Genomic DNA, 22,070 nt, shown 5'->3' with positions numbered 1-22,070 from the left:
TCACAGGCCCTTTTCGTCGCGCCACATCTTCCAGATGAAGCCCGAAATGAAGATCATCATGATCGCGAAAAGCACCGCGGCGATCGCCGCGCCATACCCCATGCGATAGCCGTATTCCGAAAGCGCCTGCTCATACATGTAGTAGGACAGCACGCGCGACGACCCGAAGGGACCGCCATCGGTCATGATCGACACGAGGTCGAAGCTGCGCAGCGCGCCGATCACGGTCACGACAACCGCGATGAAGGTGGCCGGGCGCAGCTGCGGCAGCACCACATACCAAAGCATCCGGACGCCCTTCGCCCCGTCGAGCCGCGCGGCCTCGATCTGGTCGGGCGCGACGGCGTTGAGGCCGGTCAGATAGAGGATCATGCAATAGGCGATCTGCGGCCAAAGCCCCGCGGCGATGATCCCGTATGTCACCGTATCGGGATTGGCCAGCACCGCGATCCCCGTCCCGTCCAGCCATTTCGTCACCTCGAAGAACAACCCGAACCCCGGCGCATAGAACCACGAGAAGATCAGACCGACCACGACCTGCGAGATCACGAAGGGAAAGAAGAACAGCGACTTGTAGATCCGAATTCCGCGAACCGTCTGGTTCAGGAACAGCGCGATGAACAACCCCAGCGGGATCGCCAGCATATAGAGCGCCAGCCAGATCACATTGTTCTTGAGGCTGGTATAGAAGGCCTCGTCATCGAGCAGTTCGCGGTAGTTCTCCAGCCCGATCCACAGTCTGGGGCTCAGCCCGTCCCACTGGTAGAACGAGATCCAGATCGATTCTCCGATGGGGATGAGGACATAGATCACGAACATCAGCGCGCCGGGGGCCAGAAACAGCCAGGGCGCCCACTTGCGGCTCATTCGGCGACGGCGCGGCGCGGGCGTGCCGCTATCCGCTCGCGGTTCGGACATGGCGGGTGAGACGGTCATCGTCGCATTCCTCGGATCGGGAAACGGAACGGGCGGCGCCCGGTATCGGCGCCGCCCGGAAGAAGGATCAGTTCTTGTAGACCCGCTGGCGCATCTTCTCGAGCCGCTCGAGGATCGTGTCGAGCCGGTCGGGATAGGCCATGAACTCCTGGAACCCTTCCATGCCCGCCTTCGCCATCCGCGCGGGCGCGTCACGGTCGAAGAACTGCGCGATGCCGCCCTCGGCGGTGGACAGCACCTCGAAACCCTGCTGCAGGAACGGATCGTCGCCGACCGAGGCGTTCTTGTTGATCGGCAGCTGGCCCAGCGTGTCGTTCATCTTGGTCTGCACATCGGCGCGCGCGATATAGGCGAGGAACTTCTTGGCGTCGGCCTTGTTCTTCGCGCCTGCCGGAATGTGGATCGTGTCGGTCGGCGCTTCCTCGGCTCGCGGGATGTCGGGGTTGATCGTGGGGAAGTCCATGAAACCGAGGCTGTCGTCGGTCATCCCGCCATCCTTGAAGGTGGCGACGGCGAAATTGCCCATGACGTAGTTCGCGGCCTTGCCCTGCACGATGTTCGACACCGCGTCCTGCCAGTCGATCGCGGCCACGTTCCTGGTGGTATAGGGCAGCACTTTCGCCCATTCGGCAAAGACGTTCCTCACCCGCTCGTCTGTCCACGCAATCTCGCCGTTGGTGAGCTGCATGTGGAACTCATAGCCGTTGGTGCGCAGATCGAGATAGTCGAAGATCCCCGCGGCGGGCCAAAGCGCCTTGGTCCCGGTCGTCAGGCAGTCGACGCCCATTTCCTGAAACGTCTTGCAGTTCGCAATGAACGCGTCCCAGGTCTCGGGCACCTCGAGTCCGGCCTTTTTGTAAAGGTCTTTGTTATAGTAAATGCCCCACTGATAGTAGGTGTACGGCACGCCCCATTGCTTGCCGTCGATCGTCATCGATTGCAGCGCCGAGCCGAGGCTGTCGTTCAGCCCGTTCTCTTTCCACACATCGGAGACATCGGTGAACTGGCCCGCGTTGACGAAGGGCGCCATCCGGTTGCCCGCGTACCAATTCGCCAGATCGGGGCTGTCCGCGGTCAGGAAGTTGCGAATCGCGGTCTTGTAGCCCTCGTGATCGAAGGTGTTCACCTCGACCGTCACATCCGGGTTTTCGGCCTCGAACCCCTTCACGAGCTCTTCGAACGCGGCCTTCGGCGCCGGGTCGGACGCGTCGGTGAACAGCTTGAGCGTGCGCTGCTGGGCCATGGCGGGCACGGCCATCGCGCCCATCAGCGCCAGGAGCGCGGTGGTTTTCAGAAAATTCATGCGGTTTCTCCTCCCAAATCTCGTAGCCCAAGGCTTCCAATTTAGTTCCAAATAATGAAACCTTGTTTTACATGTTGAAATGCTGCCGCGAATCTTTCATTCTGTCAACATCCTTGGGGAGGAGACCATGAACGACGCCACGCCCACGCCCGATCGATCGGACGGCAGATCGCCCGGCAAATCGGACGGCACCGTCGGACGCACGCTTGCCGTGCTCGACCTCGTGGCCGCCTTCGGCCGCCCCGTGCGCTTTGCCGAACTGCTTCCGGTCTCGGGTCTGCCCAAGGCGACGCTCTACCGGTTCGTGCAAACGCTGACGAACCAGGGAATGCTCGCCTTCGACGAGGAACGGCAGACCTATATGCCGGGGCTGCGCCTCGTGCGGCTGGCCCATGGCGCCTGGGCGCAAAGCTCGCTCGCGCCAATCGCGGCGGGCTTTCTCGATCAGCTTTCGCAAGGCACGGGGCAGACGCTGCACCTCGCCCAGCTCGATCAGGGCATGGTGCTCTATGTCGACAAGCGCAACGCCGCGCGCCCGGTCGAGATGTTCTCCCAGTCGGGCAAGGTCGGCCCCGCCTATTGCACAGGCGTCGGCAAGGCGATGCTGGCCCATCTGAGCGAAAAGGCCTTGCGCGACGCGCTCACCAGACAAAGCTTTCACCGCTTCACCGACCACACCCTCACCGATGAGACGAGCCTGCGCGCCGAACTTGCGAACATCCGCGCACGCGGCTTTGCCTGGGACAACGAGGAGCATGAGCCGGGCATCCGCTGTGTCGCGGCGCCGATCCTGTCGGCGCAGGGCCGCGTGCTGGGCGCGCTTTCGATCACCTCGGCGCAGGCCGACGCCCACGCGCGCCTCGAAAGCTATGCGCCGCTGATCCTCGAGACGGCGGAGAAGATTGCGAAGGCGGCCATCGACTGGCGTTTTCCGGAACAGAAAGGGCCGGTCTGAACCCGGTCGCATCACAAGGGAGGAGACCCCGTGAGCGGAGTCGCACTGGAAAAGGTCGTAAAGAAATTCGGCCAGGCGGAAGTGATCCACGGCGTCGATCTGGCGGTCGAGCCGGGAGAGTTCTGCGTCTTCGTAGGCCCCTCGGGTTGCGGCAAATCCACCCTTTTGCGGATGATCGCAGGGCTGGAGGAAACCACCGGCGGCGCGATCCGCATCGGCGGGCACGAGGTGACAAGGGCCGAACCGGCCGAACGCGGCATCGCGATGGTGTTCCAGACCTACGCGCTTTATCCGCATATGACGGTGGGCGAAAACATGGGCTTCGGGCTGAAGATGAACGGCCATCCCAAGGCCGAGATCGCCGCCAAGGTGAAGATGGCCGCGCAGATCCTCAAGCTCGAACCCCTGCTCGACCGCAAACCGGCCCCCCTCTCGGCCCGTCAGCGCCAGCGCGACGCCAACGGCCGGGCGATCACCCGCGGGCCGGACGGGTTCCACTTCGACGAGCCGCTTTCAAACCTCGATGCCGAGCTGCGCGTCGAGATGCGCGCCGAGATCGCGCGGCTGCATAGAGAGATCGGCGCCACGATGATCTACGTCACCCACGATCAGGTCGAGGCGATGACCATGGCCGACAAGATCGTCGTATTGCGCGCGGGCAATATCGAACAGGTCGGCAGCCCGATGGACCTCTACGACGATCCCGACAACCGGTTTGTCGCGGGGTTCATCGGCTCGCCCTCGATGAACTTCCTGACCGCCTCGGTCGCGGGCGGCCAGCTCGACGTGCCTGCCCTCGCGCAGCGCGTCGCAAGCCCCGTCGAACTGCCCGCCGAGGGCACGAAGCTCGAAATCGGCATCCGTCCCAACGCCCTGCGCCTTGACCGCACCGAAGGTCCCTTCACCATCGAGATGGCCGAAAACCTCGGCGGGGTGAGCTATGCGCATCTGAGCGCAGCAACCGGCGAGCGTGTCGTGGTCGAGACGGACCAGCGCCTCGACGCCGCCGGGGGCGGCAGCACCGGGCTGAGCTTCGATCCCGCGTCGCTTTATGTCTTCGACGCAGGCACCGGCGCCCGGGTGCGCGCACAGACGTACATGCCGACCCAGGCCCCCACGCAGGCCCCAACTCAGGCCTCAACTCAGGCCCCGGCCCAGAGCCGGACCGGGGGATGAGCCTTTCCATCGGCCTTGTCGGGCTGGGCGCCATCGCCCGCGCCCAGCACCTGCCCGCGATCGCGCGGACCGCGGGTGTGCATCTGGCCGCGATCGCCAGCCGCAATGCGACGGTGCCCGACCTGCCGTGCTACCCCGACGTATGCACGATGCTGGCGGCGCAACCCGGTATCGCGGCCGTGTCGCTCTGCACGCCGCCGCAGGGACGGTTCGAGCAGGCGATGGCGGTGCTGCGCGCGGGCCGCCATCTGATGCTGGAAAAACCCCCCGGCATGACGCTGAGCGAAATCGAGGCGCTGCGCGAGACCGCCGAGGGGGCCGGCCTGACCATTTTCGCCAGCTGGCATTCGCGTGAGGCGGCGGCGGTCGAGACCGCAGGCGAATGGCTTTCCCCGCGCCAGATCGCATCGGCGCGAATCGACTGGCGCGAAGACGTGCGCAAATGGCACCCCGGACAGGACTGGATCTGGGCGCCGGGCGGTCTCGGCGTCTTCGATCCGGGTATCAACGCGCTCTCGATCCTGACCCGCATCCTGCGCCCGCCCCTGCACCCGCCCGTACGCCTGACCGCCGCGCAGCTGAGCGTGCCGCGCGGGCGCCAGACCCCGATCGCCGCCGATCTGTCGATGCGCGCGGGCGAAACCGCGATCACCGCCTATTTCGACTGGCGCGAAACCGGCGAGGAACTCTGGCGCATCACGTTCGATACCGACCGGGGGCAGGCCGTGCTCGACAAGGGCGGGGCGGCATTCCACGTCGCGGGACGGCTGATCGCCTCGGGCGGGAACCGCGAATACGCCAATCTCTATGCCCGGATGCACGATCTGGTGCGCGAAGGGCAAAGCGACCTCGACCTCGCACCGATGCGGCTCGTGGCCGATGCCTTCGTCAACGCCCGCTTCGCGATCACCGACCCGTTCGATGCCTGACCGACCCCAGCCATTCCGAGGACAGCCATGAAAATCACCGCCATCGAAACCTTCATCGTGCCCCCGCGCTGGTGTTTCGTGAAGATCTCGACCGACGAGGGCCTCTCGGGCTGGGGGGAGCCGGTTCTCGAGGGCCGCGCCGCCACCGTCGCCGCCTGTGTGGAGGAGCTGTCGGACTATCTGATCGGCAAGGACCCCGGCCATATCCAGGACCACTGGACCGTGATGTACCGCGGCGGCTTCTATCGCGGCGGCGGCATCCACATGTCGGCCATCGCAGGGCTGGATCAGGCGCTGTGGGACATCAAGGGCAAGGCCCTCGGCCAGCCGGTGCACGCGCTTCTGGGCGGCCGACAGCGCGACCGCATCCGCATCTACAGCTGGATAGGCGGCGACCGGCCGGGCGACACGGCCCGCATGGCGCGCGACTGCGGCGACAGGGGGTTTACCGCCGTCAAGATGAACGGCACCGAAGAGATGCAGTTCATCGACAGCCATGCCCGTATCGATGCGGTGCTTGAACGCGTGCAGGCGATCCGCAGCGAAATGGGCCCCGATTTCGGCATCGCCGTCGATTTCCACGGCCGCGTTCATCGCCCCATGGCCAAGCAGCTCGCCAAGGCGCTCGAACCCTTCAACCTGATGTTCATAGAGGAGCCGGTGCTCAGCGAACATGCGGAGGCGCTGCGCGAGATCGCGACCCATTGCCCGACGCCGATAGCCCTCGGCGAGCGGCTCTATTCGCGCTGGGATTTCAAGGCGATCCTGCAAGGGGGCTATGTCGACATCATCCAGCCCGACCCCTCGCATTCGGGCGGCATCACCGAAACCTACCGTATCGCCGCGATGGCCGAGGCGCATGACGTGGCGCTGGCGCTGCATTGCCCGCTGGGCCCGATCGCGCTGGCCGCGAACCTTCAGCTCGACGCCGTCTGCTACAATGCCTTCATTCAGGAACAATCGCTCGGCATCCACTACAACGAAGGCTCGGATCTGCTCGATTACCTGATCGACCCCACCGTGTTTGCCTATGAAAACGGATCTGTCGCGATCCCGCAGGGGCCGGGCCTCGGCATCGAGGTCGATGAGCACAAGGTCCGGCAGGCGGCCCGCGAAGGCCACCGCTGGCGCAACCCGGTCTGGCGCCACGCCGATGGCAGCTTCGCGGAGTGGTGAGGATGCGCACGATCAGCAAACTGAACGAAGGCTGGACCTTCGCGAACGGCTCACACGCGGCCCGCGCGACACCGCGGCTCGAGGGCGCGACGGTCACCCTGCCCCATAACGCCGTCGATCTGCCGATGAGCTATTTCGACGAACGCGCCTTTCAGCGGGCTTTCACCTATCAGCGCGAAATCGCGTGGGACGACGCCTGGGCGGGCAAGATCGTCCGGCTGCGCATCGACGCGGCGATGGCGGATGCGGTGGTCTTCGTGAATGGCGAGGAAACGCTGCGCCACCGCGACGGCTATACCCCCTTCACCGTCGATCTGACGGATCGCTTCGAACATGGCGCCGCATTGGTCAGCGTGCAGATCGATGGCGCGGAAAATCCCGAAATTCCGCCCTTCGGCGGCCGGATCGACTATCTGACCTACGCGGGTCTCTACCGCGACGCCTGGCTGGAAATCCTGCCCCGCGCCCATATCGCCGCCCTGAAGATCGAGACCCCCGACGTCCTGGCGAAACCCCGGCGCGTCATCGCGAAATTCGACGCCCCCGGCCCGGTCGAAGCGGTGCTGTCGGACGCGCAAGGCACCGAGATCGCGCGCACCGCGGGCACGGCTGCGGGCACCGGCGAAATCGTTTTCGAGGGTCTCGCCGACATCACGCTCTGGTCGCCCGACACGCCCGCGCTCTACACGCTCAGCGTCACGCTGCCCGAAAGCGGCGACCGCGTGACCGAGCGTTTCGGCTTCCGCCACGCCGAATTCACCCCCGAAGGGTTCTTCCTCAACGGCGAGCGCGTGATCCTGCGCGGGCTCAACCGCCACCAGAGCTTTCCCTATTCCGGCTATGCCCAGGGCAGGCGCAGCCAGCAGCGCGACGCCGACATCCTGCGCTTCGATCTGGGCTGCAACATCGCGCGCACCTCGCATTACCCGCAAAGCCCGTATTTCCTCGACCGCTGCGACGAGATCGGGCTGATGGTGTTCGAGGAAATCCCCGGCTGGCAGCATATCGGCGGCGCGAAATGGCAGGACGAATCGCTGCGCACCGTCGAGCGGATGATTCGCCGCGACTGGAACCACCCCTCGGTCATCATCTGGGGCGTGCGGATCAACGAAAGCCCCGATGCCGAAGACTTCTACAGGCGCACCAACGCCTTGGCGCATGATCTCGACCCCACCCGCCCCACCGGCGGCGTGCGCTGCATCCCCGACAGCCAGCTGCTCGAAGACGTCTACACGATGAACGATTTCATCCTCGGCGATTTTGAGCAGCCCTTCTCGAACCGGCCGCGCACCGCGCTGCGCGACCAGCAGGAGGTGACGGGGCTGCCGACGCGCGTGCCCTATCTGGTGACCGAATATAACGGCCACATGTTTCCGACCAAGGCGGGCGACCCCGAACATCGCCACCACGAACACGTGCTGCGCCATCTCGAGGTGCTCGATGCCGCCCATGACCCGGATGCGGGGCTGGCGGGCTGCATCGGCTGGTGCATGTTCGACTACAACACCCACAGCGATTTCGGCGCGGGCGACCGGATCTGCCATCACGGCGTCATGACGATCTTCCGCGAACCCAAGTTCGCCGCCTACGCCTACGCCAGCCAGCGCGACCCCGACGAGGCGATCGTGATGGAACCCGTCACCGTCTGGTCGCGCGGCGAGCGCAACATCGGCGGCGTCGTGCCGCTGATCGTCCTGACCAATTGCGACGAGGTCGAACTGGCCTATGGCGACGTGGTCAAACGGGTCGGCCCGGATCGCGCGCGCTTCGCGCATCTGCCGCATGCCCCCGTGATCATAGACCACCGGCATTTCAGCCCCGACGAGCTGACCGCCTGGGGCGAAAGCTGGCACGCCGGTCGGCTGCGCGGGTTTCGAGGCGGCCAATTGGTGGCGGAGCGCAGCTTTCCCGCAGATGCGATGCTCGATCGGCTGGACCTGACCCCGGACGTCACCGATGCCCCCGCCGACCCGAGCGAGGAGATCCGCGTGATGATCCGCGCGCTCGACCAGGCGGGCAACAAGCTGCATTTCCTCAACGAGCCCGTCTCGCTGAGCGTCGAAGGCCCGGCAACCCTGATCGGCCCCGACCGCCCCGTCCTTCTGGGCGGCAGCACGGGCTGCTGGCTGCGGCTGACCGGCCGAACCGGCAAGATCCGCCTGCACGCAACCCTGCGCGACCTGGACGGGACACTGGAAATTTCGGCACGGTAGCGAGGCGCGCCGGCGCTTCGTCATTCCTGCGAAAGCGCCCACCTCGACAGATTGCAGTCGCGCATCGGCAGCGGCATCGAGAGCCTGTCGACCGGAATCCGACACATGCAGCGCAACGATGGCTCCTTAAAATCGCAGCATTATCAATCTGTTGATCGACATAGGGCTTCCCCGCATCCGCGGGGCATGATGCAGCGGCGCCGACTGGAAGTGTCGGCATCTCGTCCTATCGGTCATCAGCAAAAGCCCATCGGCTTGCCACGACGCGTCGGACACCGCCGGAAACACGGCGAAAGCGGACCGCGCGGACGTCAGTCCGTGCAAAACCGTGATACGATAGACGTCGGATGCCGCGCAGCCCGAGGCTTCAGGACGTTGCCGCCGTCCTTGCCGGGGCCGCCGCCTCACCCTCCCCTGCCTTACCCGTGGGTAAGATCGCACCGGCGGTCATTCGTTCAGCTTGGCGTAGAATGCCGCCAGCGCCCGTTCGAGCTTGCGCCGCTCGATCGAGGAAAAATCGCGGTCCTCGCGCAGCTCCAGCCGACCATGCGACGCGTTGCATTTGGCGATGCCGCGGCCCGACGGCACCTGAAAGGTGGTCTTGGCCTGCCGCGGGCGCGCCGGTTTCGCGGCGGCCTTACCCGTGGGTAAGCCCCCTGCCCCGCCGACGGCCGCGCGCAGGATCTCGACCTCGCGCCCGGCGGTGCGGCCCGGCTCGGCCTCCAGCGCGGTCAGAACGCGCGCGGCCAGCGACTCGTCCCGGTCCATCTGCCGTTTCAGCTCGACCCCGAGGTTGCGCGGAATTTCCTCGGGGTGTTCCAGCGCCCGGTCCAGCCGCGACAGCAGCTCGACGAAGGCGCGGATATAGCTGCGCTTGGTGTAGGTCGCGGATTTGAAAAGCTCCGACACCGCGTCGGCCACATCGGCGCAGCCATTGGCGGGATCGGCGGCATAGCGGCGCGCCAGCGTGGCCATCTCGGCGAAGGAGATATTCTTGCGCACGAGGTTTTCATCCACCATCCGGCGATAGCTGGTCCCGACGCGTGCCTCGATCGGGAGGATGCCGGCGGGAATCGTGTCATAGGCGGCGGCGCCGGTTTCCTCGCGCAGGGCCCGGAACGCCATCAGGCGCCGCATCCCCTGGATGAGCTCGAACCGGCCGTCCTCGCGGGCCTCCACGCGGATAGGATTGGACAGGCCGACCTCGCGGATCGAGGTTTTCAGCTCTTCCAGCGCGTCATCCTCGCCCGGCTTCCGATCCCGCAGCAGCCGCTCGGTCACCACCGCGTCGAGCGCGATGCGGTCGGTGATCAGCCCATCGCGTTTCAGGCGCACGAATTCCGCGGCGAGGCGGTCGTTTTCGTCCCGGATATTGTCCTCGGCCGCCTTGCGGTCGCGCAACGCGCTGGCGTTTTCATTGATGGCCGAGGCCATCGGCCCGCGCCGCAGCACCCGGTCGGGGACCTTGCCGACCTCCATCGCGCCCATCTCGGGGATGTCGATGTCGAACATTCTGCGCTTCTTGCTCATTTGCCTGCCTCCATCTGCGCCCATGCGTCATGCACGGTCTGGCGGAATTCCTCATAGGCCGCGTCGAATGTAGATCTCGCGCGGCGCCAGGTCTCTCTGGTCATTTCCCGGTAATCCATTTCATAGACCGAATTCAGGAAACGCCCCGACTGTTCGACCGCGCGCGTCATCTCCACCGGGTTGTCGGCGACGTGATCGCCCCAGACCTTGCGAAAGGCGTCCTGCATGGCGCGGTGCAGATCGTTGCCCGGCTCATAGCGGGTCAGCAGGAACCGGATGTCGTAGAAGGCCTTGGGCAGGGTGATCTTACCCGTGGGTAAGGTGCCGTCGAAACCGGCCGAAAGATCCTCCAGCGCCTCGGAAAGCTGCCCGACGAAGGAGGTGGTGGAATCGTATTCCCAATAGCCGGGGCCGGAGGGCACATAGAGGATGTCGGCGGCAAAGACCGCGTTCATGGACTGGTAGCCGATCGCGGGCGGGCAGTCGAAGATGATGATGTCGTAGCTGTCGTCGGGGATCTGGTCGAGATAGCGCGACACGGCGGCGAAGAACGACCAGTCGGGGTTGAGGTGGCGGTATTGGGCACTCGCGAATTCGACGAAGGCCGCGTTGGCGCAGGAGGGGATCGCGTCGATCGTCGGCCAGGACGTGGGCTTGATGAAATCCCCGATGCGCAGCTCGCCCAGGCCCAGTTCGGTGATGGCGGCGGGCAGGTGGCGCTGGGGCAGGGCGGCGCCGGTTTCGGCACCGACGGGGCCTGCGTTCATCCGCTCGGTCTCGCGGATCAGATCGCGCGCCATGATGTCCCAGACGGTGTGCTCCTCGGCCACATCGGTCAGGCCCAGCGAATGGCTGAGCGTGGCCTGCGGGTCGAAGTCGACGACAAGCACCCGGTAGCCGTCGAGCGCGGCGGCATGGGCGAAATGCAGTGCCACGGTGGACTTGCCCGCACCGCCCTTGAAATTGGCGACCGCCGCGCGGACCGCGCGTTGACCGGCCGCGCGTCGGGGCATCAGGCTGCGCTTGTTGATCTTCAGCCGGCGGCGCAGCTCGTTGATCTCCTCCAGCGAGAACCAGCGCTGGCGGCCTTCCTGCTCGACCTCGCCGGTGGGCAGCGACGGGTCGGCGGCGAGCTTGCCGCGGAAGGTGGATTGGTTGATGCGAAAGATCAGTTCCGCCACTTCCCAGGAGGAGAACCGGCGCAGCGTCTTTTCCATACCCGGCGAAAAGGTCTGCTGCCTGATCCAGCCCTGAAGCTTGAGCGAGCGGTTTTGAAGGATGCCGAGATCTTCGTGGGTATACATTCTGTCTGAGCCTCGCAGGACGGTTTTTAGCGCTTTGTCTTCATTTACGCTTAATTTGCGTTTGAGGCAAAAGCTAATATCATCTTGCGGAGGGGCAGGCGGGTCTTACCCGCGGGTAAGCGATAAAGGGCCGCGCCCCCTCGCGCCGATTCGCGCGGCGCCCGGCGGACGGGCCGCAGGCGCCGCACGAAAGAGCCGGGTACGCCGCCACATGTTGGGGGTCGCCCGGCAGAGAGACGCGATGGATAGGGGGACATTTTCGCCCCATGGGGGGACGTCCATGATGTCCCCCATCACCTGTATCTTCACCGGATTTCATTTTGAAAGGGGAAGAGGAAGGAGCGGAAACCGACGGCTGCTGCACGATCGCTTGACAGAATCGAAGTGTTGGACGCAAATTGGCGACAAGTTCGGAAAAGCGTTGGATGACCCGGTCAGCCCCGCCAGATCAAACCGGACAGCAGGCCGGCAAGCACCCGGTTGCGAGACAGACACGAGGCAGACCCGTAACGGAAACCGGGCGGCAAGGGGCGGAGCAGGCTCATGCAGGTGGCGAAACCGGTCGGGCGCAATGCGTCCGCCCTGAAATACGATATCCTGTCGGCGCTGGGGGTCACGGCCCTGGCGGGCGACAAGCATCGGCAGCGGCTGATGCTGCGGCTAATGGTTCTGATCACGACGCGCTACAACTGGCAGAACAACGAACTTTCGATCGGGCGGGCCGAGATCGCGCGGCTGTGGTCGGTCGAGGAGCGCACCGTCAAGCGCGAGATGGCCAAGCTGCGCAGCGCGGGCTGGCTGGAGGTCAAACGCGCGGGCGTCAAGGGGCGGGTCACGGTCTATGCGCTGAACATGGCCGCGCTGATGGCGCAGACGGCGCCCGAGTGGGACACCATCGGGTCCGATTTCACCGCCCGGATGCAGGAACGCCACGGCGGGGGCGCGGATATGCGCGCGGGGCCGGGCGAGGGGCTGGACGCCCTGGCGGCGGGGACGGCGGACCCGAACGTGATCCCGTTCCAGCCGCTCCAGCCGCGCGGGCGCGGGACGTCGGCGGAGGATACCTGGGGGCTGGCGCTGGCACGGCTGCGCCGCGAAGACCCCGCGTTGAGCAGGGCCTGGTTCGCGCAGCTGTCGGAAATGGCGCATGAGGACGGCTGCGTGACGCTCGCTGCGCCGTCGCGTTTCGTTGCCGATTACGTCAGCACCCATCTGCTGGCCCGGCTGCTCAACGCCTATGCCGCGGTCGACCCGGCGGTGCGCCGGGTCCTCGTGGTGCCGGTGACGTGACGGGCCGATTTGCGGGGATGTCCGCCGCCTGGCGAAACGACCGGACGCCGTGTGCCGGTCTGCGAGGTACGGGCCTGACCGGCAGGGCTTGAATGGCGGTTAATGGGCGCGCGTTCGTTGAGTCGAACCCCGCGCATTGTGCAGCTGCAGCAGGTTTGCTGCGCTGCAATATAGGGCTAAGCGACCGTAATCTAATAGAAAAAATGATTTGCTTTAATTCAGAACCTGCTCAACACTAAAGGCAGGCTCAATGGCGAGTCTGAATTAAAATCCGAGCAAAAAAGCTCTCCAACTGTGGTTTCGACCACGTTGGAGAGCTTTTTTTTTGGCCATAAGGCTGCTCGAAAAACAACGGGGAGCTTGAAATGAAAAGACGCCAATTCATGGGATCGGTCGGTGCGACGGGCATGATCGGCGGGCTGTCGGCGCCGGGTCTGCTGACGATGACGAACGCGAGTCTGGCGCAGGGAAACGACATTCCGGTGGGTCTGTTGTTTTCGCTGACGGGCGCGGTCGCGGTGGTCGAGAGCACGCTGCATGACGCCGCGCTGATGGCGATCGAGGAGATCAACGCCGACGGCGGCGTTCACGGCAAGCAGCTGCGGCCGATCATCGAGGATCCTGCCTCCGACCCGGCGACCTATGCCGACCGTGCGCGGCGTCTGATGATCCGCGACAAATGCGTCAGCGTCTTTGGCAGCTACACCTCGGCCAGCCGTCAGGCGGTGCTGCCGGTGACCGAGCAGCGCAAGAACCTCTATTGGTATCCGACCCTCTACGAAGGCCGCGAATGTTCGCGCAACGTGATGTACGGCGGCGCCGTGCCGAACCAGCAGCAGGACGAGCTGATCGCCTGGGCGATCGAGAATTTCGGTCCGCGCTTCTACATGATCGGCAACAATTACGTCTATCCCAAGGAAGAGAACAACTATTGCAAGACGCTGCTGAGCAAGCTGGGCGGCGAGGTGGTGAACGAGGAATACGTGCCGCTCGGCCATTCCGATTTCAGCTCGGTCATCAACCGTATCCGCTCGGAAAAGCCGGATGTGATCTTTGCCACGGTGGTGGGCGACAGCGATGTGGCCTTCGCGCGCCAGTACCACGCGGCCGAGCTTGACCCCGGCAAGATGCCGGTGATCAGCCTGACGCGCTCCGAGGTCGAGGTGAAGGCGATCGGCGGCGAGGCCGCGGCCGGGCATTATTCCTCGGCCCCCTACTTCATGGGGCACCAGACGCCCGAGAACGAGAAGTTCGTGGAGGCCTACAAGTCGCGTTATGGCGCCGATCAGGTCACGCATTTCGTGTCCGAAGCGGCCTATTTCCAAGTTTACCAGTTCAAGGCCGCGCTGGAAAAGCTGGACCCGTCGAACATCACCCCCGAGGCGATCCGCGACGCGGCGGTCGGCATGTCGATGATGGCGCCCCAGGGCGAGATTCTGATCGACGAGAACCTGCACACCCATCTGTGGCCGAAGATCGGTCAGTGGCAGACGAACGGCCAGGCCGAGGTGCTCGTGCAGAGCGAGGAGCGAATCGCGCCCAAACCCTATGCCGCCTACGACGGCCAGAGCTGCACCGGCCAGGGGCTGGTGAAGGCCTGATCGCCCGGGGGCAGGGGCCCCTTTCACGATACGCGCAACTTTGCGCCCGGCTCGGATCGTTCCGGGCCGGGCCACGGAAAGGTTCGTTCTGATGGACGTGTTACTGAACCAATTGTTCGCCGGGCTGAGCATGGCCTCGATCCTGTTGATGATCGCCCTCGGGCTGGCCATCATCTATGGCGCGATGGGGGTCATCAACCTGGCGCATGGCGAATTCGTCATGCTGGGCGCCTATACGACCTGGGCGCTGCAATCCTATCTGGGCATCAGCATTCTGGTGGCGCTGCCCTTCGTCTTTGTGGTGGTGGCGGCGATCGGCTGGGTGATCGAAAAGGCCATCGTGCAAAGGCTCTATCACCGGCCGCTGGACACGATCCTGGCGACCTGGGGGATCGGTATCATCCTGCAACAGGCGGTCCGGCTTTCGGTGGGCGCGGAATCGCGCTTCGTGCGGGGGCCCGAGCTGCTGACGGGCAACGTGCAGATCGGCGGGCTGATCATGTCGAACTACCGCATTTTCGTGATCGTCTTTTCCATCGCCGTGCTTGCTGCGTCCTGGGCGCTGATGACGCGTACCGAATTCGGCATGAAGCTGCGCGCGGTGATCCAGAACCGCGGCATATCGGAATGCTACGGCATCGAGGCCAAGCGCGTCTATTCGATCACCTTCGCCTATGGGGCGGGGCTTGCGGGGTTGGCGGGTGCGCTGGTCACGCCGCTGTTCAGCACCATCCCGACCATGGGCACGGGGCTGGTGGTCGACGCGTTCCTTGTCGTGATCGTCGGCGGGCTGGGCAGCCTGATCGGTGCGGCGGCCGCATCGGTGATGATCGGTGAGGCGACGGCGCTGATGTCCATGCTGATGAACGACACCCTGGGCCGCATCGCCGTGCTTGCCGGGATCATCCTGCTGATCCGTTTCCGCCCGCGCGGGCTTTTCCCCGCCGCGACGCGCCGCTGAGGAGACACCAATGACATCGAGACCACTTTACGACCTGATCGCGCTGGTGCTTTTTTGCTGCGCCATCATCTTCGTCGTCCCGGCGGTGATGAGCTATGACGGGTTCGAGCTGAACACCTTCGCGCGCTATCTGGCGCTGGCCATAGCGTCGGCGGCGCTGGCGCTGAGCTGGGGGACGGCGGGTCTGCTCAACCTCGGGCAGGCGGCCACCTTCGGCATGGGGTCCTATGCGATGGCAATGCACCTCAAGCTGAAGGCGAGCGGTGCGTCGTTGCCCGATTTCATGGGATGGAACAACGTCACCGAGCTGCCGTGGCTCTGGGTGCCGTTCCAGTCGCTGGCCTTCACGCTGCTGGCGGGGCTCTTGATCCCGGCGGCGGTGGGCGGGTTGATCGCCATCTTCATGTTCCGCGCGCGCATCGCCGGGGTATTCGTGGCGATCATCACGCTTGCGTTTCTGGTGGCCTTTCAGCTGGTGATCATCAACCAGCAGGGATTGACGGGCGGACAGAACGGGCTGACGGGGCTTGCGCAGCTGGCGTTGCCGGGCTGGGTGGTGGACCCCTACAGCACCGGGTTCTACTACCTCGTCGCGGGCTGCCTGAGCGTGGCGCTGACCATCGGGTTCTATCTGACGCACAGCAAGTTCGGCCTGATCCTGCGCGCCATCCGCGAGGACGCGGAACGCACGCGGTTCTTCGGCTACAACGTCGCCAGCTATGAGACGCTGGTATTCTGCATCTCGGCCGCTCTCGCGGGGTGGGCGGGGATGCTTTACACGCTGGTGCTCGAATTCGCGTCGCCCACCTACATGAGCGTGTCGTTCAGCCTGGCCATCGTGATCTGGTGCGCGGTCGGCGGTCGGGATTCGGTGCTGGCGGCAGCCTTCGGCGCGATCCTTGTGAACCTGCTGGAGGGGCGTCTGTCGGATGTCTTCGTCGAGGGCTGGAACCTGATTCTGGGGGTCGTCTTCGTGCTGGTGGTGATGTTCATGCCGCGCGGCATCTACGGGCTGGTCGTCGATTTCGCCAGGGCGTTCGCACGGGGGGGCAGGCGGCCGGCGGCCGCGCGCGACCCCGGTGTCGCCACTCTTGACAAAGCCGGGGAGCCGCAGCGATGAGCCAGCTTCAAGTTACCGATCTGAAAGTGCAATTCGGCGCGTTGCGCGCCGTGGACGGGCTGAGCTTCGACGTGCGGGAGGGCGAGATCCTGTGCCTGCTGGGGCCGAACGGGGCAGGCAAGTCGACGACGCTCGACCTGATCTGCGGCAAGACGGCCGCCGATAGCGGCTCGATCCTGTTCAACGGGCAGGAGGTCAGCGGAATGCTCGAATTCCGGCGTGCCCGCCTTGGCATCGGGCGCAAGTTTCAGGTGCCCTCGGTCTACAAGGAGCTGACCGTGGCCGAGAACATGTCGATCGCGCGGTCGCGCCGTCCGGGCGTGCTGCGCGCGTTGAGCTGCCTGGCGCTGACCGACGCGGCGCAGACCGGCGATATCCTGGAGCTGGTGAACCTCGACGGGAAGGCGCGCGCGCTTGCGGGCAACCTGTCGCATGGCGAGACGCAGTGGCTGGAGATCGCGATGCTGCTGGCGCAGGACAGCCGCCTGATCCTGATGGACGAGCCGACCGCAGGGATGACGGTGCGCGAGACCGAGCGCACCGCCGAAATCTTCCGCTCGCTCAGCGGGAGCCACACGCTGATCGTCGTGGAGCACGACATGAGCTTCGTGCGCACCGTGGCGGACCGGATCATCGTCATGAACCGCGGGGCGATGCTGGCGGAGGGCACAATCGCCGAGATCGAGGCCGACGAGGCCGTCAAGACCGCTTATCTGGGGCACTGAGACATGCAGAACATGCAGGCGCGTGAGCTTTTTTCCTATTACGGCAAGAGCCCGGTGATTCAGGGGGTCTCCTTCGATGTCGCCCAGGGTGAATTCCTGGCGGTGCTGGGGCGCAACGGGGTCGGCAAGACGACGCTGCTCAAGTCGATCATGGGGCTGACGGACCGTTGCGAGGGCGGGCTGATCTTCGGCGGGGAGGACCTGCTGAGCCGCAGCACCCCCGACCGCGCCCGTCTGGGGCTGGGCTATATCCCGCAGGGGCGCGAGATCATCCCGCAGTTCACGGTGCGCGAGAATCTGGTGATGGGCACCTTCGCGCGGCTCGACGGCAAGCGCGAGGTGCCGGAGCATATTTTCGAGCTTTTCCCGATCCTGCACGAATTCCTGAACCGCAAGGGCGGGGAGCTGTCAGGCGGGCAGCAGCAGCAGCTGGCCATCGGGCGCGCGCTGGCGATGGACCCCAAGATCCTGATCCTGGACGAGCCTACCGAGGGCATTCAGCCCAACATCGTCCAGCAGATCGAGGAGGCGATCATCAGGCTCAACCGCGAGAACGGGCTGGGGATCATCCTGGTCGAGCAGAACGTGACTTTCGCGCGGGCCGCGTCCGACCGTTTCCTGCTGCTCGACAAGGGGCGCGTGGTGCTGGAGGGGCGCACCGACGAGCTGAGCGATGCCGTGGTCGAGCGGCATCTGACCTTTTGAAACCAACACGAACAGATCACTTACAGAGAGGAGAACACCATGAGACATGGAGATATTTCCAGCAGCGACGACACCGTCGGGGTCGCCGTCGTGAACTACAAGATGCCCCGGCTGCACACCAAGGCCGAGGTGCTCGAGAACGCCGAGAAGATCGGCGAGATGCTGATCGGCATGAAGAAGGGCCTGCCGGGCATGGATCTGGTGGTTTTCCCCGAGTATTCCACCCACGGCATCATGTACGATCAGGACGAGATGATGGAAACCGCCGCCACCATCCCCGGCGACGAGACCGAGATCTTTGCCCGCGCCTGCCGCAAGGCCAACGTCTGGGGCGTGTTCTCGCTGACCGGGGAGCGCCATGAGGAGCATCCCAAGAAGACGCCCTACAACACGCTCATCCTGATGAACAACAAGGGCGAGATCGTGCAGAAGTACCGCAAGATCCTGCCGTGGAATCCGATCGAGGGCTGGTATCCGGGCGATCAGACCTATGTGGTCGAGGGGCCGAAGGGCATGAAGATCAGCCTGATCATCTGCGACGACGGCAATTACCCCGAGATCTGGCGCGACTGCGCGATGAAGGGCGCCGAGCTGGTCGTGCGCTGCCAGGGCTACATGTACCCGGCCAAGGATCAGCAGGTGATCATGGCCAAGGCGATGGCCTGGGCCAACAACTGCTATGTGGCCGTGGCCAACGCGGCGGGGTTCGACGGCGTCTACAGCTACTTCGGGCATTCCGCGATCATCGGCTTCGACGGGCGCACCCTGGGCGAATGCGGCGAGGAGGACATGGGCATCCAATACGCACAGCTTTCGGTTTCCACGATCCGCGACGCCCGCGCCAACGATCAGTCGCAGAACCACCTCTTCAAGCTGCTGCACCGCGGTTATACCGGGGTCCATGCTTCGGGTGACGGGGACAAGGGCGTGGCGGAATGCCCGTTCGAGTTCTACCGCAATTGGGTCAATGACGCCGAGGCCACGCGCGAGCATGTCGAGAGCTTCACCCGCGACACGGTGGGCGTCGCCTGCTGCCCGGTCGGCGGTCTGCCCGTCAAGGCCAAGGAGAAGGAGGCCGGCTGACCCGGCCGCCACGGCGGAGGGCGGTTCGCGCCGCCTTCCGCGCCCCCTAGATAGTTGACCCGCACGTCGGCGCCGCGGATGTGCGCGCCGGTTTCGAGGCCCCGAACGCGCGGGCCGGAAAGCATGGGCCAGAAAGCCAGGAGACAAGATGCCGTTCCTTACCGACCGGATGCATGAGACCGAGCGTGCGGGCCGCACCGAGGCCGCGCTGCGCGACGAGAACGCCCCGATGGCGCCTGCGGCCGGGGGTGTGTCGGATGCCCTGCCGGCGGGAGGACAGCTGCGCAGCCGCTTCACCTTCGATCCCGCGCGGATCGAGGCGGAGCTGCGCGCGTCGATCGTGGGGCAGGGCGAAAGCCTGACCGAGCTGGTGCAGATCCTTCAGATGGTGCGCGCCGATATCGGCGATCCGCGCAAGCCGCTGTGCACGGTGCTGCTGTGCGGGCCCACCGGCGTGGGTAAGACGGAGACGGTGCGCACGCTGGCGCGCGGGCTTTACGGCGACGCCGACGCGTTTTGCCGGGTCGACATGAACACCCTGGCGCAGGAGCATTACGCTGCCGCGCTGACGGGCGCGCCGCCGGGGTATGTGGGGTCCAAGGAGGGCACCACGATCCTGGATCAGGAAAAGATCGAGGGCAGTCGCGGCCTGCCGGGGCTGGTGCTGTTCGATGAGGTGGAAAAGGCCAGCAACGAGGTGGTGCTGGCGCTGATGAACGTCTTTGACAACGGGCTGCTGACTACCGCGTCGGGCGAGCGGACCTATTCGTTCCGCAATGCACTGGTGTTCCTGTCGTCGAACCTCGGCGCGCGCGACCTGATGCAGCTTGACGAGGGGCGGGCCGGTTTGATGCAGTGGCTCAGGGCGCCCAATGCCAGCCGTCGCGAGCGCGCGCACCGCATCGTTTCCGATGCGCTGCTGGAGCGTTTCCCGCCCGAGTTCGTGAACCGGATCGACCATATCGAGACCTTCAACTGGATCGCGCGCGAGGACATGCCGGCGCTGGTGGACGTGGAGTTGCAGCGCTTGAACCGCCGTCTGGGAAAGCACGACCTTGAGTTGAGCGTACGCGAGGAGCTGCGGTCTTTCCTTTCCGATTGCGGACATGATAAACGTTTTGGCGCGCGTGCGTTGCGGCGGGCCGTCCGGCACCATCTCGAATTTCCTCTGGCGGGATTTCTGCTTGAGCAGCCCGCACCGGCACCCACGTCGCACAACGACTTCAAAAACCGGCTCATTGCGGACCGCCGCGACGGGAAGGTGTGGTTTGAGTATTCTTGAACAAGGCGGATCTAGTGGAAACTTCGAAATCCTGGCGGGTGGGGCTGCTTTTCTCGACAACGGGCGTGACGTCGATCATCGAGCAATCCCAGTTGAACGGCGCGCTGCTCGCGATTGACGAGATCAACGCGGCCGGGGGCGTGCGCGGCCGCCCGCTGGAGCCCGTCAGCTACGATCCGGGGTCGGTCGTGGCGCGCTACGGGCAGCTGGCCGAACAACTTATCGTCGAGGACAAGATCGGCGTGATTTTCGGCTGCTACATGTCCTCGGCCCGCAAGGAGGTGCTGCCGGTCGTGGAGCGGCGCAACGCGCTGTTCTTTTACGGCACGCTCTACGAGGGGTTCGAATACTCGCCCAACGTCATCTACGGCGGGGCCTGTCCCAACCAGAACAGCGTGCCGCTGGCCAATTACCTGATGAGCACCTACGGCAAGCGGATTTTCTTCATCGGATCCGATTACATCTATCCGCGCGAATCGAATCGGGTGATGCGCAATGTGCTGCGGCAGGGTGGCGGCGAGGTTCTGGGCGAGGAATATATCTCGCTCGACGCGAGCGAGGCGGATTTCGCGCCGGTGGTGGCGCGGATCATGCAGGTGCAGCCGGACGCGATTTTCTCGACCGTGGTGGGGCAGGGGTGCATCAATTTCTACCGTGCGTTTCTTGCCGCGGGCGGCGACGGGCGGGTGATGCCGATCGCCAGCCTGACCACGAACGAGGCCGAGATCGCCGCCATCGGCGCCAGGGCCGCAGTGGGGCATATTACCGCAGCCCCTTATTTCCGTTCGATAAATTCAGCCGCCAACAGGTTATTCTTGAAATCCTACGCCGCCAAGTTCGGCAGGATCTCGGATGTCACCAGCTGCTGCGAGGCGGCCTACACCCAGGTTCACCTGTTCGCGGCCGCCCTGGAGGAGACCGGAGAGATGGATACCGAAGCGCTTCACGAGGCCCTGCTGGGCCGAAGTTTCGACGCGCCCCAGGGGCAGGTCAAGATCGATCCCGACAACAACCACACCTATTTGCAGTCCCGCATCGCCACGGTCGACCAGCGCGGTGAATTCGTCATCAAGAACAAGGTGCGGCGGCCGGTGAAGCCCGATCCCTATCTTGTGTCGCCGGCGATCCACGATTGGAGCCTGCGCACGCAGAAAGTCGTGGCGGCCGGTGAATGATCTGCTTCAGGATCTGCGGGACCTCCATGTCCTGCTCGTGCATCCGAGAGACCGGATCGCCGACGAGCTGCTGCAGCAGGTGCACCGGATCGGGTGCAGCTACGACCACATGTGGCCGTTGCAAAAGACCCTTCCGGGCAAGTTCGACGTGGTTTTCCTGGATGTCACCGACCAGTCGGCGAGCGAGCTGAGCGCCTTTCTTTCGAGCCGCGATCTGCCGCCGACGGTGATCGCGCTCGTCGCCTATGAAAACCCGTCCGTGCTGCAGCTGCTTTTCGATATCGGCGCCCATGCGATGCTGGTCAAGCCGCTGCGTGCGGCGGGGGTGCTGGGCAGTATCGTGATGGGGCGGCGCTATTGGACGGAGCAGTGCCGCTTCAAGAAGGATCTGGGCAAGCTGCGCGACCGGCTGGAAAACGTGCAGAAGGTCAACGAGGCGAAATTCATCCTGATGCGCCATCGTGGCATCGACGAGCGCGCGGCCTATGATCTGGTGCGCAAGCAGGCCATGGCCAAGCGCATCACCACAACCGAGATCGCCCAGTCTATCATCAACGCGGCGAGCATTCTGAGCAATCTCGGGGACGAGTGACGGCGCGGTGTGAC

The 22,070-nt window shown here is 64.9% G+C and carries 19 protein-coding genes; 15 read left to right on the top strand and 4 right to left on the bottom strand.

Annotated elements, in window-relative coordinates; genetic code table 11:
• Positions 1 to 867 (bottom strand): carbohydrate ABC transporter permease, encoded by an 867-nt coding sequence (locus ACU0BR_RS02775; protein WP_446155320.1) that lies wholly within the window; start codon positions 865 to 867, stop codon positions 1 to 3.
• A 136-nt stretch (positions 868 to 1,003) separates the two neighbouring features.
• Complete coding sequence (locus tag ACU0BR_RS02770; RefSeq protein ID WP_446155319.1) at positions 1,004 to 2,239, bottom strand: ABC transporter substrate-binding protein; 1,236 nt, start codon at positions 2,237 to 2,239, stop codon at positions 1,004 to 1,006.
• Between the two features lie 127 nt (positions 2,240 to 2,366).
• Here ACU0BR_RS02770 and ACU0BR_RS02765 point away from each other — a divergent pair, with 127 nt between their 5' ends.
• The 5 genes from ACU0BR_RS02765 to ACU0BR_RS02745 are packed head-to-tail and all read left to right on the top strand — an operon-like array spanning position 2,367 to position 8,688.
• The gene (locus ACU0BR_RS02765; RefSeq protein WP_446155318.1) at positions 2,367 to 3,194 is read left to right on the top strand and encodes an IclR family transcriptional regulator; all 828 of its coding nucleotides are present in this window, start codon (positions 2,367 to 2,369) and stop codon (positions 3,192 to 3,194) included.
• A gap of 30 nt (positions 3,195 to 3,224) precedes the next feature.
• Positions 3,225 to 4,370, top strand: coding sequence for an ABC transporter ATP-binding protein (locus ACU0BR_RS02760; RefSeq protein ID WP_446155317.1), 1,146 nt, complete (start codon positions 3,225 to 3,227; stop codon positions 4,368 to 4,370).
• Entirely contained in the window at positions 4,367 to 5,299 is a 933-nt protein-coding gene (locus ACU0BR_RS02755) for a Gfo/Idh/MocA family protein (protein ID WP_446155316.1), read from the top strand. Before ACU0BR_RS02760 ends, ACU0BR_RS02755 begins: the two co-directional genes overlap by 4 nt.
• Before the next feature lie 27 nt (positions 5,300 to 5,326).
• Complete coding sequence (gene dgoD, locus ACU0BR_RS02750; protein WP_446155315.1) at positions 5,327 to 6,475, top strand: galactonate dehydratase; 1,149 nt, start codon at positions 5,327 to 5,329, stop codon at positions 6,473 to 6,475.
• Between the two features lie 2 nt (positions 6,476 to 6,477).
• A complete protein-coding gene (locus ACU0BR_RS02745; protein ID WP_446155314.1) occupies positions 6,478 to 8,688 on the top strand; it encodes a glycoside hydrolase family 2 TIM barrel-domain containing protein in 2,211 nt (736 codons plus the stop codon).
• A gap of 447 nt (positions 8,689 to 9,135) precedes the next feature.
• Here ACU0BR_RS02745 and ACU0BR_RS02740 read toward each other — a convergent pair whose 3' ends face one another.
• Entirely contained in the window at positions 9,136 to 10,218 is a 1,083-nt protein-coding gene (locus ACU0BR_RS02740; RefSeq protein ID WP_446155313.1) for a ParB/RepB/Spo0J family partition protein, read from the bottom strand.
• Entirely contained in the window at positions 10,215 to 11,522 is a 1,308-nt protein-coding gene (locus ACU0BR_RS02735; RefSeq protein WP_446155312.1) for an AAA family ATPase, read from the bottom strand. Before ACU0BR_RS02735 ends, ACU0BR_RS02740 begins: the two co-directional genes overlap by 4 nt.
• Before the next feature lie 543 nt (positions 11,523 to 12,065).
• Here ACU0BR_RS02735 and ACU0BR_RS02730 point away from each other — a divergent pair.
• The 10 genes from ACU0BR_RS02730 (at position 12,066) to ACU0BR_RS02685 (ending at position 22,056) form a co-directional block, all read left to right on the top strand.
• Complete coding sequence (locus ACU0BR_RS02730) at positions 12,066 to 12,812, top strand: DnaA N-terminal domain-containing protein (protein ID WP_446155311.1); 747 nt, start codon at positions 12,066 to 12,068, stop codon at positions 12,810 to 12,812.
• Between the two features lie 365 nt (positions 12,813 to 13,177).
• Positions 13,178 to 14,413, top strand: a complete 1,236-nt coding sequence (locus ACU0BR_RS02725; protein ID WP_446155310.1) for a transporter substrate-binding domain-containing protein — start codon at positions 13,178 to 13,180, stop codon at positions 14,411 to 14,413.
• 91 nt (positions 14,414 to 14,504) lie between these two features.
• On the top strand, positions 14,505 to 15,374 hold the full coding sequence (gene urtB / locus ACU0BR_RS02720) for an urea ABC transporter permease subunit UrtB (RefSeq protein ID WP_446155309.1): 870 nt from the start codon (positions 14,505 to 14,507) through the stop codon (positions 15,372 to 15,374).
• Positions 15,375 to 15,384: 10 nt separating this feature from the next.
• The gene (gene urtC, locus ACU0BR_RS02715; RefSeq protein WP_446155308.1) at positions 15,385 to 16,494 is read left to right on the top strand and encodes an urea ABC transporter permease subunit UrtC; all 1,110 of its coding nucleotides are present in this window, start codon (positions 15,385 to 15,387) and stop codon (positions 16,492 to 16,494) included.
• Entirely contained in the window at positions 16,491 to 17,219 is a 729-nt protein-coding gene (locus ACU0BR_RS02710; protein ID WP_446155307.1) for an ATP-binding cassette domain-containing protein, read from the top strand. Before urtC ends, ACU0BR_RS02710 begins: the two co-directional genes overlap by 4 nt.
• Positions 17,220 to 17,222: 3 nt before the next feature.
• A complete protein-coding gene (gene urtE, locus ACU0BR_RS02705; RefSeq protein WP_446155306.1) occupies positions 17,223 to 17,924 on the top strand; it encodes an urea ABC transporter ATP-binding subunit UrtE in 702 nt (233 codons plus the stop codon).
• Positions 17,925 to 17,963: 39 nt separating this feature from the next.
• A complete protein-coding gene (locus ACU0BR_RS02700) occupies positions 17,964 to 19,007 on the top strand; it encodes an aliphatic amidase (protein ID WP_446155305.1) in 1,044 nt (347 codons plus the stop codon).
• Positions 19,008 to 19,155: 148 nt separating this feature from the next.
• Positions 19,156 to 20,289, top strand: a complete 1,134-nt coding sequence (locus ACU0BR_RS02695; RefSeq protein ID WP_446155304.1) for an AAA family ATPase — start codon at positions 19,156 to 19,158, stop codon at positions 20,287 to 20,289.
• Between the two features lie 14 nt (positions 20,290 to 20,303).
• Positions 20,304 to 21,464 (top strand): transporter substrate-binding domain-containing protein, encoded by a 1,161-nt coding sequence (locus tag ACU0BR_RS02690; RefSeq protein ID WP_446155303.1) that lies wholly within the window; start codon positions 20,304 to 20,306, stop codon positions 21,462 to 21,464.
• Entirely contained in the window at positions 21,457 to 22,056 is a 600-nt protein-coding gene (locus tag ACU0BR_RS02685) for an ANTAR domain-containing response regulator (protein ID WP_446155302.1), read from the top strand. Before ACU0BR_RS02690 ends, ACU0BR_RS02685 begins: the two co-directional genes overlap by 8 nt.
• Positions 22,057 to 22,070: the final 14 nt, after the last annotated feature.

This window comes from Brevirhabdus sp., assembly GCF_052826345.1.
The sequence above is the reverse complement of the archived record's forward strand: the minus strand, read 5'-3'. Positions and strand labels throughout refer to the sequence as shown.